The sequence below is a fragment of the Pseudoalteromonas sp. Xi13 genome, from assembly GCF_003952205.1.
GTDB classification, from domain to species: domain Bacteria; phylum Pseudomonadota; class Gammaproteobacteria; order Enterobacterales; family Alteromonadaceae; genus Pseudoalteromonas; species Pseudoalteromonas atlantica.
Map to the genome: position 1 here is coordinate 115,397 of NZ_CP034439.1, position 17,206 is coordinate 132,602.

The following is a 17,206-nucleotide window of genomic DNA, read 5'->3' on the forward strand; positions in this document are numbered from 1 at the left end:
GCAGCTTTGATATTCGGGAGCATTGGGTTGAAACACTTTTTCATTGTCACTGTAAGTTTAGCGTGCGCTTACTTTTTTACCGGATATTTTAGTAATTTACTATTAGCGATAGATGGCTACGCAGTGGCTGTGTGGCCGCCTTCGGGAATTGCGCTTGCTGGCTTTTTAATTTGGGGCAGAAAGAGCTTACTAGGTATTGTTTTAGGGGCTTTTTTTACTAACCTTATTCATTTAGAAAGCGCCTCAGCGATATTTCAATTAAGTGTGTTTATGCATGCTGCGGCTGTTACCTTTGCTGCTACTTTACAAGCATGGGTAGGTAGCCAATTGGTCACTAAAGTGATTAAAGCACCACTCGACTTATCTTCTTTAAAGCACTGTATTCAAAGCCTCGTTGTTGCCGGCCCATTGTGCTGTGTTATAGCTGCAGGTGTAGGCACCAGCTTATTAATTTTTAATGGCGTTATTGTGTCTCAAGCCGGTTGGGATACGTTTATAGCGTGGTGGATAGGCGACAGTATTGGGGTGCTTGTTTTTACTCCGCTTATGCTGGCGGCATTTAATTATTCACAGGTAAATTATCGCCTACAAGTTATACTGCCCTCACTGTTAATTTATATGGTTATAAGTATTAGCTTTTATGGCGCGGCCAGTGTAAAAAAAGAAAAAAACATTCAAAAAGAAGAGCTGAAAATATTAGCCACTCAAGATGCTATCAACAATAAAATTAACGAAATAACAGCACACCTCGCCTTACTGGCGACCTTTTTTTCTAGTAGTGACGATGTGAGCTTTACTGAATTTAAGCAGTTTACTTCTAAGCAGCTTAGTTACAGCGAAGAAATTTTAGCATTTGAGTGGGTGCCCTACTTACCAAGTGAAAACCTAGCTCAGTATATAGAGGCTAATAACAACACCGAGCTGGCTAAATATAGCTTAAAAGAAAGAGCAAAAGATGGCAGTTGGCAAGCCGCGCCCCCACGAGATTTTTACTACCCCGTACAATACGCACATCCTTTGTCGGGAAATGAAGATGTAATTGGCTTTGATCTTGCCTCAAATGAGGTAAGGCGATCTGCATTAATAAAAGCAAAAGTGTTAAATGAGTTGGTGATCAGTGAGCCAATAAATTTAGTACAAAACGAAGCTGAGCGCGGCGTGTTGTTTTTTCATCCGGTGTTTGGCAACAATATTACCGAAGACGATTTTAAAGGTTTTGTGGTAGCCGTTGTAAGTTTAGAAAGACTATCAAACGCGGTGTTATTTGATCAAAACAACGGCGTTGCAGTGAGCTTTACAGACACCACAACAGAGAATAATGCACAACCTATTTTTATTGCCGATCACCAGCAACTATTGCCGTTAAAAGACTATAAGTTATTGGTAGGTAAGCGGGTGTGGCAGGTGGAGCTGCATCAGCCAATGCAACGAGAGTCATGGTTAGTTTACTGGCTTGCACAAATAGCCGGCATGTTATTTGTTTGGCTGCTTATTACCTTTTTAATATCGGTAACGGGTACCAATATTCGTATACGTGAGCAGGTAGCAAAACAAACAAAAATTTTACGCTTAGAAAAGCAAAAGGCCGATGAAGCCAATGAAATAAAAAGCCAGTTTTTAGCAAATATGAGCCACGAAGTTCGCACGCCTATTAATGGTATTAAAGGGCTGCATTATTTAGCCCTACAGCAAAACGATTGGCAGCAAGCTCGCAGCTATATTGAGCAAGCGGATGGGGCTCTGGGCGTATTGCTAAGAGTATTAAATGATGTGCTCGATTTTTCTAAAATGGAAGCAGGCAAACTTGATTTAATTCAAGAGCCAATTGATGTAGGCACACTCAGTGAAGAAGTGGCTAATTTACTGCAGTTTGATATAGAAGCAAAGTCGCTAGAATTTATGCTTGATTACGATAAATCAAGTAACTTGGTTATTAACACCGACCCAATACGCTTAAAACAAGTTTTGCTAAACCTAATCAATAATGCCATTAAGTTTACAGCCAAAGGCAGCATCACACTTAAAGTGTGGCAATCTAAAAAAATGACTTACTTTAGCGTTAACGATACCGGTATTGGTATTAGTAAAGAGGCGCAAAAACAGCTCTTTAAACCGTTTGCACAAGCAGATAGCTCTACCTCGCGTCAATATGGCGGCACGGGCTTAGGTTTAAGTATATGCAAAAAGCTTGTAGAGTTGATGGGTGGAGAAATTGATTTAATAAGCCACGAAGGGCACGGTTCTACGTTTACTTTTAGCCTGCCAATTTATTCGCCGCTACCAAAGGCTGAGCAAATAAAGCAACAATATGATGAGATAGATGTTAGTGCGCTTTCTTTTGCAGATTATAAATTATTACTTGTTGAAGATAATCCATTAAATCAACACGTCGCGAGCGCTATTTTAAAAACCAAAGGGTGCGTTGCTGATATTGCTAATGATGGTTTTGAGGCGATTGAAAAGCTGACAGAGCATACCTACGACATTGTGCTTATGGATATACAAATGCCAAAAATGGATGGCCTTGAAGCCACGCGAGTTATTCGTAATGAACTTGGTTTGTTTGACCTACCTATTATTGGCTTATCTGCTAATGCCCACGATGACGATGTTAAAAAAGCAGTTGCCAGCGGTATGGATAATTATATTACTAAACCCATTGAAGCAAATACCTTATTTAAAACACTCTGGCATCACTTAGCTCATCAAAATAAGTGAACAAAAACCTAATTTTGTTCACTTTTTGAGTAAAAAGCAGACATATGACCGCTAATATTTACTTTAACTGCTCTACACTTGAAAAATAACTGTACCTGCGTATCATGCGCGCAATTTTAACCTAACCGAGTCGCTATTATGATAAATAAAAAATTACCTCTGCTAGATATTCATCGCCATTTAGATGGCAATGTACGTGCGCAAACCATACTAGAGCTTGGTCGACAGTTTAATATTACGCTACCTGCTGATAACGTAGAGGCGCTTATCCCTCATGTGCAAGTTATTGATCCTGAGCCTGATTTAATGGCATTTTTGCAAAAGCTCGACTGGGGTGTAACGGTACTGGGCGATTACGACGCCTGTAGACGCATTGCAGTTGAAAACATAGAAGATGCTCAAGCGCAGGGACTTGATTATGTAGAGCTTCGCTTTAGCCCGTATTATATGGCACAAAGCCAAGGCTTACACCCGCAAGGGGTGGTTGAGGCCGTGGTTGATGGTATTAAATCGGCTACTCAAGGCGCCAATATTAAAGCAAACTTAATTGGTATTATGTCGCGTACTTACGGTGTTAAAACCTGCCAGCAGGAGCTTGACGCATTACTTGCCTTTAAAAATGATTTAGTGGCGATTGATTTAGCCGGAGATGAAATTGGTTTTCCGGGAGAGCTTTTTGTCGAACAATTTAAGCAAGTAAGAGACGCTTACTTGGCCGCTACCATTCATGCCGGTGAAGCGCTGGGCGCAGCGAGTATTTGGCAAGCCATTAATGAATTAGGTGCAAGCCGTATTGGCCATGGGGTAAAAGCAATTGAAGACCCTAAACTAATGGACTACCTGCGCGATAACCGCATTGGTATTGAGTCGTGCTTAACCAGTAATATTCAAACCAGTACCGTAAACGATTTAGCTAAACACCCCCTTAAACAGTTTTTAGATCACGGTATTTTAGCGTGTATTAATACCGACGATCCGGCAGTAGAGGGTATTGAAATTGAGCATGAATACCTAGTGGCTGCGCCAAAGGCCGGTTTAACACAAGCCGATATGCATAAGGCACAAGCTAATGCCTTAGAGATTGCATTTTTAAGCGACAGCGATAAAAGCGCATTAACTGCGCTTGCTGCAGCACGTTAAACACACTTAATACAAAAAATGCCGCTTATTAGCGGCATTTTTTATGTTAGCTTACTTTTGTTTGGCAGCTCACGTAATTATCAAACAGTGCTTTTAATACATCGCTTCGGCCAATCAGCCCTATCACGGTGTCACCCTCAACAACGGGGTAGTTTTTTGGCTTTCCTGTTTTCATTTGCTCTGCAAGCTCGATAATGTTGGTATCGGCATTAACGGTTACAACCTCGGTTTGCATAAGCTGCGAAACTTTTACAACGCCATCGCAAAAATAGCTGCTTCGCATTAATGGTTTTAACAGCTCTTGCTCAGATATAAAACCAACCAGCGATTTATTGTCATCAAATACTGGTGCACCTAATAAGTTAAACTTTTGCAGCTCACTAATGGCGGTGGTCATTTCGGTATTTGGGGTAATGTGTGGCAACTTACGTTGCATAAAATCTTTTACTTTTGTATTTAACATTTGGGTCTCTCCCGCTGATGTTCTATACAAAGTATGGTTTATAGATAGGAATTTAGGAAATTGTTTATACTGATTAAAGCAATAGGTTATACCAATTAATAGCTTAAAATTGATAGAAATAATAAAGGCGCCATGGGGCGCCTTTGTATTATAAATAAAAATTTATTTTATAAACGCAAATGCGTCAGCGTACATGTTTTCGCGAACAGCACCGTGAGCAATAAAGTCATCACGGACAATGCCAATCATGTCAAAGCGACCAGCCATATAAATGTCGTAAGGTTCTAACGACACAATATCTTGCATGACTGCTTTGTGTACAAACCCGGTGTGGCCTTGCCAATTAGCAGATGGGTTTTCTACAACAGGAATAAATTTAAAGTGCTCGTTACTCTCTGCCCATGCTTGCATTTCGCTGTGAGCATACAATGCAGACTCTTCTTTAACACCCCAGTAAAATAGTACCGGGCGGTCGCAGTTAATTTCAGCTAAGTGATCAGCCATTGATTTTGCATAAGAAAAACCAGTGCCGCCAGCTAATAAAATAATAGGGCGCTCGCATTGTAGGCGTAGTTGCGATACACCAAGGCCGGCTTCTATATCTACCGGTGTATTATTTTGATGCGCATTACGCAAATGCTCAAGCGATTGCATTGCGTATGAATCGGCTTTAGATGCGCCAATATGAAGCTCTATTTCATCACATTGCGATGGACGACTTGCAATCGAAAATGCGCGCTTGTCTTTTTCGCCAAGTACAAGTTGCATGTATTGGCCAGCTTCAAACGTAACAGGTTGTTGAGGCTTTAAAATTACTTTATGAACAAATTCTGTAAGTGGGCTGATGGCAACAACTTCAGCTTTTAATGTTTGCATTTTTTACCTTTTAGCAGCGTTTACGCAGATATGCAGTTAAGTGGAGCAATATTAACATATCTGCGGGGTTATTTTATAGCCTGTTTATATTCACTAAGCGTGCTTAAAGTATATCGAGGCTTTGCCAAATTTCGTCAACACGATCTTTTGTCGCTTTATCCATGACAATTGGCTCGCCCCATTCGCGGTCGGTTTCACCTGGCCACTTATTTGTTGCATCCATGCCCATTTTTGAGCCAAGCCCAGATACCGGCGATGCAAAATCGAGGTAATCTATTGGCGTGTTTTCAATTAATGTAGTGTCGCGCGCAGGGTCCATACGGGTAGTGATGGCCCAAATAACATCGTTCCAGTCACGGGCATTTACATCATCATCGCAAACAATAACAAACTTAGTGTACATAAACTGACGTAAAAACGACCATACGCCCATCATTACGCGCTTAGCATGGCCTGGGTATTGTTTTTTCATGGTTACCACGGCCATACGGTAAGAGCAGCCTTCGGGTGGCAAGTAAAAGTCGACGATTTCTGGAAACTGCTTTTGCAATATAGGCACAAACACTTCGTTTAAGGCCACACCTAAAATAGCTGGCTCATCAGGTGGACGGCCGGTAAATGTACTATGGTAAATTGGGTTTTTACGGTGTGTTAAATGGGTCACTGTCATCACAGGAAAATCATCAACTTCATTGTAATAACCAGTGTGGTCGCCATATGGCCCCTCGGGAGCCATTTCGCCAGGCATAATGTAGCCTTCAAGTACTATTTCGGCACTGGCAGGGACCTGTAAGTCATTTGAAATTGACTTAACCACTTCTGTTTTACTACCGCGCAGTAAGCCAGCAAAGGCATATTCGCTTAACGTGTCTGGCACAGGTGTCACCGCACCTAAAATAGTGGCAGGATCAGCTCCTAATGCAACCGAAACTGGGTAAGGCTCACCGGGGTTTTCTTTACACCATTCTTGAAAGTCGAGTGCGCCACCGCGATGCGATAACCAACGCATAATTATTTTATTTTTACCTAATAGCTGCTGGCGGTAAATACCCAAATTTTGGCGCTTTTTATAAGGCCCTTTGGTAACGGTTAAACCCCAAGTAATAAGGGGAGCGGCATCTCCAGGCCAACAATGCTGTATTGGTAACTTAGTTAAATCTACCTCGTCACCTTCTAGAACAACCTGTTGGCACGGTGCTTTTTTAACTTCTTTAGCCGGCATATTGAGTACTTGTTTAAATACCGGAATTTGCCCTAGTGCTTCTTTAATCCCTTTTGGTGGCTCGGGCTCTTTTAAAAAAGCGAGTAGCTTGCCAACTTCACGCAGCTCGCTTACATCTTCTTGGCCCATGCCCATAGCAACGCGCTTAGGTGTACCAAATAAGTTTGCAAGCACAGGCATACTGTGACCTTTTGGGTTTTCGAACAATAATGCGGGGCCTTTAGCACGTAATGTACGGTCGGCTATTTCGGTCATTTCAAGATACGGGTCGATTTCTTGAGTAATACGTTTAAGTTCGCCTTTTTTTTCAAGCAAATCGATAAAATCACGTAAATCTTTATATTTCATGGTAGGCCGCTACTAAGCAAAAAGTAAAAGTATTATACCCAACTAAACAACAAATGCATGTGCAGTTGTAAGTCAGTGATAACGTAAAAACAGGCTATTTATTACGATGAGAAAAAAGAAAAAGTTTAAATCGCGAAAGACAAAATTATAAGGCGTCGGCTTGTTGAAGTTGGCAGTGGTATTTATTACCTGAAACAATCAGCATGGCTTCATCGGCTTTAGACCAAAATAGCACTCGCTCATTAATATACTTTACCCCTGATGCGCTCGGCTCTTTATTAAGCGTATATGTTTGCTCATTTAAAGTAAGTGTTGCCCCCGCTCCTTGGTGGGCTAATTCTACTACGCGCTCGTTGCATAAGTAGTGGGTACTTTTAGACTCATTACTACAGGCTGATAAAACCAGCATGCTTGTAAAAATAACCACCAATGCTTTCATTTATATCCCCTAAGTAAGTTTGCCATTAATAAAAATCAGTGCGTTTAATCAGCATAACAAAGCAAAATTAACCGTTGGTGAAAATTACGGATTACGCTATGTTGATAGCATTATTTTTTAGCTAGGAAGCAACATGGCAGGCATTAACCTTTTAACATTACTTGATGATATAACCACTTTACTTGATGACATTGCCACAATGAGTAAAGTCGCCACTAAAAAAACAGCCGGTGTACTTGGTGACGACTTAGCACTTAATGCTCAGCAAGTTACAGGCGTTACAGCCGACCGCGAATTACCTGTAGTTTGGGCTGTGGCAAAGGGCTCATTTTTAAATAAAGCCATTTTGGTCCCTGGTGCATTGCTCATAAGTGTATGGCTGCCTTGGTTAATAACCCCGCTGCTAATAATCGGTGGCTTATTTTTATGTTTTGAAGGCGCTGAGAAAGTATTTGCTGGGTTTTTACCTCACCCCGAAAAAGAGGCTGATGAGTCGCAGCAATTAGACCCAGCTGAGTATGAAAAGCAAAAAGTAAAAGGAGCCATACGCACCGACTTTATTCTCTCAGCCGAAATTATAGTGATCACCTTAGGAACGGTTGCAGGTGCCACACTTGTAAATCAGGCGCTTGTACTGTGTGTTATAGCCGTATTAATGACCATAGGTGTATACGGCCTTGTAGCCGGTATTGTGAAGCTTGATGACGCGGGGTTGTATTTGCTTAATCAATCAAAGGTGTCGGCTAATAAATTTAAAGAGATGCTTGGTAAGGGGTTATTAGCTGCAGCACCAAGGCTTATGCAATTTTTAGCCTTTGCCGGCACGGTGGCCATGTTTTTAGTCGGTGGCGGCATTTTATCCCACGGTATTGAGCTACTACATCATTGGCAATTAGAAGTAATAGCCATAGGCAAGTCGTTATTAAATGGCACCGGCGAAACACTAGCCCCCCTTATATTTGACGGATTACTAGGGGTAGTAGCGGGGCTATGCATTGTTATTCTGCATTTAGTTTGGAGTAAGCTTACTAACCCTAAGCATTAGATTAATAACCCTATTAATTTACGCCTGTTTACATAAAGGGAAGAAGTATGGTGTATGTTTTTGTTAAAAGTATGTAACATAAAGCTCAATCAAAAATAAATAAAAGGAACTTTAATGAATAAGTTTTTGGCTTGTCTGCCTTTATTGCTGGCCAGTATTTTTAGCTCTCATACTACAGCAAGTAACGACTTGGTACCGATAGAAAGCTTTAGTAAAGATATAGAGTTTGCAGGTGTGAAAATTTCACCTGATGGAAAATACTTAGCTGTAATTACTCGCCCTGAAGGAAAAAATGTATTAATGGTGCTAAGCACTGATACATTTAAAGTAAGTCATGCAATTAAGTTTCCTAATGATGCCCAGGTTGGCAATTATTATTGGGTTAACAATGAAAGAATTGTACTGGCTAAAGAGTACATTAAAGGCTGGAAAGATCATCCCGAATTTCATGGTGAGCTTTTTGGTGTAAATGCTGATGGTAGCCGAGGCAAATATTTAGTGGGTTACCAAGGTGAAATGCAAACAGGAACCCGTATAAAAAAAGCGACACCCATACTAGGTACTTCTTATGTACTAGACCCGCTTATTCATGATAGGCGTAAAATGCTGATCCTGACCTACCCATGGAGCGCTTCAAATGAGCCGCATACAATAGTTTATGAAGTTGATATTTACAGCGGAAAGCGAAAAAGAGTCACTCGCTCACCATCAAGAATGGCAGGCTTTTTAACAGATCATGATGGTAATGTGCGTGTTGCTGTTTCAAACGATGATTATATTAATCAAAAAATTTATACCCGTGAGAAGTCAGGTGGTGAATGGCAACAGCTTGATTTAGGAGAGTTAAAATACACTGATATTAGCCTTCATGCGTTTGATAGTACGGGTGCTTCTGTTTATGTTACAGCGTCAGAAAATGGCGAAGCAAAGGGGCTTTATAAACTAAATTTAGAGAGTAAAAAGTTTGAGCTTTTGCATAAAGAACCACAGGTCTCTCCAAAAAAAGTGTGGGTAGATGAAGTTTCTAAAGAATTATTCGCAATTGAAAATGAACTTGGCTATCCTGCCTATTCCTTTATAAATAATTCACATAAAAGTGAGCGCTTAAAGGCATTAATACAATCCCTTCAAGGGCAGCAAGTTCAGCTTGTTAGTAGTACAGAAGATGGTGAGAAGAGTATTATCTTTGCGTCAAGCGATACTAACCCTGGCAGCTACTACTTGTTCGATGCCAAAAAGAATAGCTTACGCTTTTTGTTTGCGACTAAAAGCTGGATCAAGCCAAGTGAAATGGCTATAACCAAACCTGTAAATTATAAAGCGCGTGATGGCTTAACAATATACGGATATTTAACCATCCCTAATAATACTGATGAGAAAAACTTACCTTTAGTTGTTATGCCTCACGGTGGTCCTCATGGACCAAGAGATTGGTGGGGCTATGAGAGCGAAGCTCAGCTATTAGCCAGTAGAGGCATTGCAGTACTAAAAGTTAACTTTAGAGGCTCTGGTGGCTTTGGCCGCAACTTTGAACATGCCGGACATAAAAAATGGGGTGCTGAAATACAATACGACATTATTGACGGTGTAAAATACTTAATAGAGCAAGGCACTGTAAATAAAGATAATATTTGTATAATGGGCGCAAGTTTTGGTGGTTATTCGGCATTACAAAGTGCAATTTTAGAACCTGATATGTTTCAGTGTGCTATTGGTGTAGTTGGGGTGTACGATTTACCGCTAATGTTTGAAGAAGGCGATATCTCTGAACGTGACCGTGGACAGCGCTATCTTAAAAGCGCGCTTGGTACTGATGAGGCACTGTTAAAGCGTTTTTCACCTAGCTACAACATAGACAAGCTTAAAGCGCCAGTTTTAATTGTACACGGTGGGCAGGATGAAAGAGCACCAATTGAGCAAGCTGAGTCTTTAGTTGCAGCGCTAAAAAAAGAAAACCATCCTTATATATACGAGTTACTTGAAGATGAAGGGCATGGCTTTTATAAAGCAGAGCACAGAACGCGCTACTACAAGCAGGTACTTAACTTTTTAGATGAGCATATGACTTTCTAATTATAAGTATGCACGAAGATTGAAAATGGCCAGTTAAACTGGCCATTTTTTATTTGCAGTTTGCTTTATCGCACATTTCCTCTAATTCTATTTTCGCTTTGCTATTACCTTGCGCTATTGCCTGCTCATACCAATGTTTTGCTGTTTGTACATTTTGAGTTACGCCTTGTCCATCTCGGTACATTTGCGCAAGATTGAGCTGCCCCCATTGCGAGCCGGCATTTGCGGCTAGAGTAAAACTCTCAAGCGCATCGCTATACTGTCCGTTTTTAAAATACGTAATGCCCTGTTGGTTATTTTTGTCGAGCTTTAAGCCTTTATATAGCGGTTTTGGTTTTGGCGGAAACATAACAAACCCACCATATAAACTGTTTGCTGAGGGGCGCAGTACGTCGTAAATCACCCCGTCGTTGTAAAGTCTTTTTACTTCGCTACGAGGTAAAGTAATTTTGTCATCTGAGAAGTAACCTCTTTGTACTAATAAGCTGGTACGCATTGCAGTAGTAATGCCTTTGTTGCGCTTATAGCTGTAGTTACTTACTTGAAACGTTATAAACTGCTCGTCAAAACTTAAAACTTGCGCAACTTTTAAGTTGGTGAGTGCCCATGGCTCATGAGTAAATTTATCAGCGTGTACTAAATACGTATCGTAGGCTTTAGGGTTAGTTAAGTAGCTTTGCTTTTGCGCTTGCGCTGCAGCGTGTTGTTGGTAAAAAAATAACCCCACCCATAACGCTAAAAGTACCCCTATAAAGTATTTAGGTAGAGTGAAAATTTCAAATATCGGTAACTGCTTTAATTTTACAGGCGCATTATGGCCGCATTGATAGCATTCGTATTTATAGTTTAGTGCTAAAGGTAGAACAGGAATAACCGTAAAGCGTAAAAAACGGCTTTGGTTTATTAAATGATAGGCGCGGCTATGGCAGTTAGGGCAGCACTGTGTTTGTGCAAAATGAGGAAACGACTGACTCGTATTGAAAAGCAACATGCCCGCACACTCCTTGTTTTATTTAATTTATATAAAGGTAAAACAAGGAGTGCGTTTATTAAAGCGACAAACTGTAAGTAAGTATGTCAGTTATTAGTTAGTCTGCGTTTTCGGTCGAATTGTTGTTTTGGCATCTGCTGCCATTAACGCAAATACAGCATACGCAGCGGTATTTTGGCGCAGTTTAGCAGGCGTTACTTTATCGAGTGTGTCATCAGCTGTGTGATGGTAATCAAAGTAATCAGTGCCATCTTGGGCCAACTCAAATATAGGTGCCGACACCGCTTTTTTTAATGGGATTAAATCCGGCCCGCCGTTAGCCTGGTTTTTACCAATGTACTCAATGTTTAACGCAGTCAGCTCTTTTGCTATGGCACGCACTACTGGCAGAGAAGCCGCATTAACATTTGACTCAAAACCATATACTACATCGGCGCCAAAGTCCGACTCAGCAGCTGCAACTATATTGTGTAAGTCACTTTTGTGTTGTGCAAAGTAAGCTTTTGCACCCCAAAGTCCAAGCTCTTCTGCTGCAAACAGTACAACACGAATACTACGTTTAGGGCGTTTAACATCGCTAATGTGTTTAGCCGCAGCCATTGTTAGCGCAACACCGGCACCATCATCTAATGCGCCAGTGCCTAAATCCCACGAGTCTAGGTGGCCGCCAATTAACACATATTGTTCTGGATTTTCGGTGCCATTAAATTGGCCTATAACGTTATAGCTTGTGCCTTCTCCTAGGCTTTGTGTTTGTACATTTATATTAACCGTTACCTTTTTGTTTAAAGCCACTAAGCGCGCTATTTGATCCGCATCAGGGTTGGCAATAGTTACGTTAGGTATTTTTTTAACCCCTTCTTTATAGTAACTACCGCCAGTGTGAGCAAAGCGATGGTGAGCTGTGCTCACTGAGCGCATCATGTAAGCAACCGCGCCTTTTTTTGCAGCTTCAATTGCGCCTGTGGCACGTGCTTTTACTGCAGGGCCGTAACCGTTGCCGTCTATGTCGCGGTTCATGCGGTAATTAATATAGGCAATTTTACCTTCCAAGCTATTTGCTGGTGCTGCAATTAGCTCATCCAATGTTTCAAACAACACAACCGGTGCACTAATGCCATCATCGGGTGTGCTCACACTATTTCCCAGCGCAGTTAAATGCAGAGGTTGCTCACTTGGGGTGAGTATTTTTCCGCTTTCGCTATAACGGCGCCATTTTGGAAATGTTGCTTCTTCAAGCCATACTTTATCAAAACCAAGTTCGTTAAATTTTGCTTTAGCCCATGCTACTGCTTTTTTATCGTTTTCAGTGCCGGGTAAGCGAGGGCCAACTTCAGTTGTGAGTGACTCGAGTAGCTCGTAGCTTAAATGGCTTTTAAGTGCAGCAGTGCGCACCTCATCAACCTGTTGTAATTGCATTGTGGTGAATTCTGCATTGTTTGCGCTAACGCTGAGGCTGCTAGTCATTAGTAGCGCTGTAATAATTTTTTTCATATAGAGTAAGCCTTTTTATAATTAAGTGTATTAGAGCACTTTTTAAAGGCTTTAAAAAATAGATGAGATGAATGCAGTGGTGTTTTTAATAGGCAGTAAAAAGCCCGCACAATTATTATTGTGCGGGCTTTATAAGTATAAGTTTTATAACTTAAAAGCTAAATTGAGCTGCTAGGCGTACATTTGTGCCTTCGCCCACGGTAACGTTGTTTAAGCCACCGCCGCCTAAGTAGTTTTCGTCTAATAGGTTTTCAATGTTTAAACGAAGGTTTACATCGGTTTTGCTTACTTTAAGTTTGTAAGTTGCACCTAAATCTACTCGTGTGTAAGCATCTTTTACTACTGTGTTTGCACTATCGGCAAAGCGCTCACCTTCATAAAATGCACCGGCATTAAATGCAATGGTGTCGTTTAACTCATAGCGTGTCCAAAGTGATGCAGACCATTTAGGAGCATCAGTAGGGCGTTTACCTTGTAGGTCTTCGTCACGCTCAAAATTTGCATCTAAGTACATAGTTGATGCCATAACAAATAAGCGATCGGTAGCTGCACCTTGCGCGCTTAGCTCAAGCCCTTTATGGCGTTGCTCGCCTACTTGGTTTGTTTCAGAGGTAAATTCGCCCACTGGCACTTCAAGTGCTTCGGTTACTAAGGTGCCTTTTTTGCTAATATCAAATACAGCACCGCTTAACATTAGGCGGTCATCAAATAGTTGCCATTTAACACCAATCTCTTTTTGCTCAGAGGTAACAGCATCAAGCTTCATACCGTTGTTGATGTCAGTTTCGCTTACTAATGTATCGCTACCTTGTGGCTCAAAACCTTCTGAGTAGCTAGCATAAATAGTCGCAGAAGGGTTAGGGTGATAAAGCACACCTACTTTTGGTACGAACGACTCGTTATCTGCGCCTTCTCTATTTTGCTCATCGTAACGGCCACCTAATGATACTTGCCACTGTGGCGAGAAAGTAATTAAGTCTTGAACGTAAATACCGTAGTAGTCGTATTCAGTTTCGCTAATAGTATCATCTGATTTATAGCTTACTGTTGGGCGGCTTGGCTCGTTTTGACCAGCGGCAAAATCAAAATACTCTGCTGATGTACGGCGTTGCCCGTAATAGTAATCTAGCGAGTTTGCACCAATTAAAAACTGATGTTGTAAACTACCGGTTTTAAATTCGCCAACAAAATCAATAAATGCGGTTTTAAACTGCCAATCGTCAAAACGGTCGTAAGGGCGTGACTCATAGCTATCGCCTTCTACGAATGTGCTTGGCTTACGAGGTGCAGACTCAAAACGCTGGCGCTCAAATGTTTGCTCGTTGTAACCAAGCTTAACTTGCCAGTGATCGTTTAAGTACACTTCAAAATCTACGCCTAAGTTTTCTACCGTTATGTCGGTAAACGCCCAAGACATATCGCGAATGGTTTTGTCATCGCCAATCACATTAGCGTTGTCAACTATCCAAGCACCTGTATCAAGGCCTGCTTCGTCATCTGTGCGGTCGTAATGTACACGTACTAATGCGTTGTCGCTTAAATCGTAATCAACAATTACAGCACCTAAAAAACGGTCGCGTTCACGGTTTTCGCCGTTTTGGTATTCGCGCCAGTAATCAACATCTTGTTTTACTAAAATACCGCGTGCACGTAAATCTTCAGCGTCGGTAAGTGCACCAGCCGCGTCTAGCATAAAGCGGGTAGAGCCGTGTTGGTCTACATCTGCGCTGGCGTTAAATAATGTGGTTGCCGTAGGCTTTTTTGTCACCATGTTTATCAAGCCACCAGGGCCTGATTGTCCGTATAAAATACTTGATGGGCCTTTAATAACTTCTACTTGTTGTAGAATTTCAATCGGTTGCTGGTAGTGAGACCAATGTTGGTGTCCGTCACGTAAGTAGCCTGTCGATGAGCTAAGTTCAAAGCCGCGTAAGTTAAATACTTCACGGTTACGTTGTTGAGAGCCGGCAGTTAAACTTGCATCGTTAGTAAGCACTTCGCCAAGAGTGGTTGCTAATTGCTCGCTAATTATTGTATCGCTAATAACCGTTACTGATTGCGCTGTTTCTAACAATGACGCTGATGTTCTCATTGCTCCGTTGGCGTTGTCGACTTTGTAGTCGTTGAAATAGCTGCCTTTAACTTCAATTCGCTCTAAGTCAGTAGGGGCGGCAAAGGCGCTTGTGCTAATGGCACCAACAAGTGCTACGTACAGTGAGTTTAGTTTCATCAATTACATCCAGTGTTAGGGTGTTAAAATTTTTGGAGATCTTAATGAAAACTAGTATCATTTTCAACTCTTTTATTAACAAGATTTAACACATCGTAAAATAATGGTCATCGGGTATTAATGGTTGCCTTATCTGAATTCTGCTATTATACAGCTCATATTTTGGGGCTAAGCCCTGTGTTGTTTTTATTATTTTGGAATTAATTGTGACTTCTACTGCATTTTCATCTTTGGCTTTACCTGCTGGTTTAGTTGATAATTTATCAACACTTGGCTACTCGCAAATGACGCCTGTACAAGCGCAAAGCTTACCGCCGGTTTTGGCAGGTAAAGATATCATTGCGCAAGCAAAAACGGGTTCAGGTAAAACAGCTGCTTTTAGTTTAGGTGTGTTAGCTAAATTAAATGTAAAACGTTTTCGTATTCAATCGCTTGTACTTTGTCCTACGCGCGAGCTGGCTGAGCAAGTGGCGGTAGAAATGCGTAAACTTGCTCGTGGTATTCACAATATTAAAATTTTAACCTTGTGTGGCGGGGTTTCTATTGGCCCACAAATAGGCTCGCTTGAGCATGGCGCGCACATTATTGTGGGTACACCTGGGCGAGTGGACGATCATATTCGTAAAGGCACACTGCGTTTAGACGATGTTGAAACGCTGGTACTTGATGAGGCAGATCAAATGCTTGATATGGGTTTTCAAGATACCCTTGATGCCATTATTGAGCGCATACCGCAAAATCGTCAAACGTTGTTATTTAGTGCAACCTTTCCGCGTGCAATTGAAGCTATTGCAAAGCGCGTATTAAAAAATCCAGAGATGATAAAAGTAGAAGAAGAGCAAGAAAAAAGCACAATAAAGCAATACTTTTACAAAATGGATAACAACAAACAGCGTTACTCAACACTTAAATTATTACTACTTAAATTTACACCACAAAGCTGTGTTGTTTTTTGTAATACCAAGGTAGAAACACAACAAGTTTGTGATGATTTAGCAAGTGAAGGCTTTAGCGCAGTGGCGTTGCACGGTGATTTAGAGCAGCGTGATCGCGAACGTACGTTAATTCATTTTGCTAATAAAAGTGCCTCAATATTAGTTGCTACCGATGTTGCCGCGCGAGGCTTAGATATTGACGACATGGATATGGTAATAAATTACCACTTAGCACACGACCCACAAACCCATGTGCACCGTGTAGGGCGTACAGGCCGAGCGGGTAAAAAAGGCATTGCGTGCTCTATTTACGGTGAAGCTGAGCAGTTTAAAGTGGCGCAAATAGGCGACCATTACGAACGAGACTTTTTGCCAGAGCCAATGCCTGCTTTTAGTTTATTAGAAAAGCCGCCTTACAAGCCTGAAATGGTTACCCTAATGATCGACTCGGGCAAAAAGCAAAAAGTGCGCGCTGGTGATATTTTAGGTGCACTTACTGGCAAAGATGGTGTTGCAGGACGCCAAGTAGGTAAAATAAATGTACTCGATAACGTCGCCTTTGTAGCCGTTGAGCGCAATGCATCAAAACCTGCGCTACGTAAATTAACCGAGGGCAATATTAAAGGGCGTAAAATTCGTGCCCGTCGCCTTACCCGTTAATTACCTGTTTTGAGCAGCTAGCTTTAGCTGCTCATACTCGGCTCTTATTTGTCTAAATTTACATGCACTCCCAGTTTGCTTATCGGGATGATGTTTTAATGCCAATTGCCGCCAGCGCTTTTGTAGCATAGCCAGGCTAAAGTTTGGCGGTAATTGCCAAGCCTTAAGTAATGACTCAATATGCCCAACTGGTTGCTTTATTAGTGGGCTAAATTGCTGCCAAAAACTATCTAATAATGCCTCTATGTCTTTGGCATTGGTGTCGTAGTTTTCCCAGTTTAAATAGTAACTTTTTAAATGGGATTGCGTTGCTACATTGCTACTTGGCTCTACAAGTTCAATATGTAATGACGATATAATTAAGTGCTTGGGTAATAGCTGTGTTTGCAGCTCAAATAAAGCATTCATAATTAAAAAATTCTTTTTAAATAAATTTTGCTCAGGGTTTGCATCTAAAGGTGGTAACACCCCTTGTTGAGCGAGTGTTGCAGCTAAGGTATGAACTTTCCAAACACGCTGAGTTAAAAGTAGCTCAAAAATCTCATCAATCAGGGGGTTAAGCATTGTTTGCA

At 41.3% G+C, this 17,206-nt stretch carries 13 protein-coding genes; 5 read left to right on the plus strand and 8 right to left on the minus strand.

Annotation, left to right across the window (positions count from 1 at the left end; genetic code table 11):
- Window positions 1-27 precede the first annotated feature (27 nt).
- Window positions 28-2,718 (plus strand): CHASE domain-containing protein, encoded by a 2,691-nt coding sequence (locus EJ103_RS00580; protein ID WP_126005477.1) that lies wholly within the window; start codon window positions 28-30, stop codon window positions 2,716-2,718.
- A 138-nt stretch (window positions 2,719-2,856) separates the two neighbouring features.
- Complete coding sequence (gene add, locus EJ103_RS00585; protein ID WP_096040964.1) at window positions 2,857-3,858, plus strand: adenosine deaminase; 1,002 nt, start codon at window positions 2,857-2,859, stop codon at window positions 3,856-3,858.
- Window positions 3,859-3,904: 46 nt separating this feature from the next.
- Here the strand turns inward: add and EJ103_RS00590 are convergent, their stop codons facing one another.
- From EJ103_RS00590 to EJ103_RS00605, 4 genes are all read right to left on the minus strand, one after another.
- A complete protein-coding gene (locus EJ103_RS00590) occupies window positions 3,905-4,321 on the minus strand; it encodes a CBS domain-containing protein (protein ID WP_004588969.1) in 417 nt (138 codons plus the stop codon).
- 162 nt (window positions 4,322-4,483) lie between these two features.
- Window positions 4,484-5,197 (minus strand): NAD(P)H-flavin reductase, encoded by a 714-nt coding sequence (fre, locus tag EJ103_RS00595; RefSeq protein ID WP_004588968.1) that lies wholly within the window; start codon window positions 5,195-5,197, stop codon window positions 4,484-4,486.
- A 103-nt stretch (window positions 5,198-5,300) separates the two neighbouring features.
- Complete coding sequence (ubiD, locus tag EJ103_RS00600) at window positions 5,301-6,767, minus strand: 4-hydroxy-3-polyprenylbenzoate decarboxylase (RefSeq protein ID WP_024032061.1); 1,467 nt, start codon at window positions 6,765-6,767, stop codon at window positions 5,301-5,303.
- 145 nt (window positions 6,768-6,912) lie between these two features.
- Window positions 6,913-7,206 (minus strand): MliC family protein, encoded by a 294-nt coding sequence (locus EJ103_RS00605; RefSeq protein WP_024032060.1) that lies wholly within the window; start codon window positions 7,204-7,206, stop codon window positions 6,913-6,915.
- Window positions 7,207-7,339: 133 nt separating this feature from the next.
- Between EJ103_RS00605 and EJ103_RS00610 the strand changes: the two genes are divergently transcribed.
- The gene (locus EJ103_RS00610; protein WP_024032059.1) at window positions 7,340-8,251 is read left to right on the plus strand and encodes a DUF808 domain-containing protein; all 912 of its coding nucleotides are present in this window, start codon (window positions 7,340-7,342) and stop codon (window positions 8,249-8,251) included.
- Window positions 8,252-8,365: 114 nt separating this feature from the next.
- On the plus strand, window positions 8,366-10,324 hold the full coding sequence (locus EJ103_RS00615; protein ID WP_126005479.1) for a S9 family peptidase: 1,959 nt from the start codon (window positions 8,366-8,368) through the stop codon (window positions 10,322-10,324).
- A gap of 49 nt (window positions 10,325-10,373) precedes the next feature.
- Here EJ103_RS00615 and EJ103_RS00620 read toward each other — a convergent pair whose 3' ends face one another.
- From EJ103_RS00620 to EJ103_RS00630, 3 genes are all read right to left on the minus strand, one after another.
- Window positions 10,374-11,315 carry a tetratricopeptide repeat protein gene (locus EJ103_RS00620; RefSeq protein ID WP_126005481.1) on the minus strand — a complete coding sequence of 314 codons (942 nt, stop codon included), beginning with the start codon at window positions 11,313-11,315 and terminating at the stop codon, window positions 10,374-10,376.
- Between the two features lie 93 nt (window positions 11,316-11,408).
- Window positions 11,409-12,809 carry a M20/M25/M40 family metallo-hydrolase gene (locus tag EJ103_RS00625; RefSeq protein WP_126005482.1) on the minus strand — a complete coding sequence of 467 codons (1,401 nt, stop codon included), beginning with the start codon at window positions 12,807-12,809 and terminating at the stop codon, window positions 11,409-11,411.
- 151 nt (window positions 12,810-12,960) lie between these two features.
- Window positions 12,961-15,039 carry a TonB-dependent receptor gene (locus tag EJ103_RS00630; RefSeq protein WP_126005484.1) on the minus strand — a complete coding sequence of 693 codons (2,079 nt, stop codon included), beginning with the start codon at window positions 15,037-15,039 and terminating at the stop codon, window positions 12,961-12,963.
- A 206-nt stretch (window positions 15,040-15,245) separates the two neighbouring features.
- On the opposite strand from EJ103_RS00630, the gene dbpA reads away from it, so the two are divergent.
- Window positions 15,246-16,634 (plus strand): ATP-dependent RNA helicase DbpA, encoded by a 1,389-nt coding sequence (gene dbpA / locus EJ103_RS00635; protein ID WP_055019977.1) that lies wholly within the window; start codon window positions 15,246-15,248, stop codon window positions 16,632-16,634.
- On the opposite strand, the gene EJ103_RS00640 is transcribed toward dbpA, so the two are convergent.
- On the minus strand, window positions 16,635-17,198 hold the full coding sequence (locus EJ103_RS00640; protein WP_126005485.1) for a DNA-J related domain-containing protein: 564 nt from the start codon (window positions 17,196-17,198) through the stop codon (window positions 16,635-16,637). It abuts the gene before it with no gap.
- Between the last annotated feature and the right edge of the window lie 8 nt (window positions 17,199-17,206).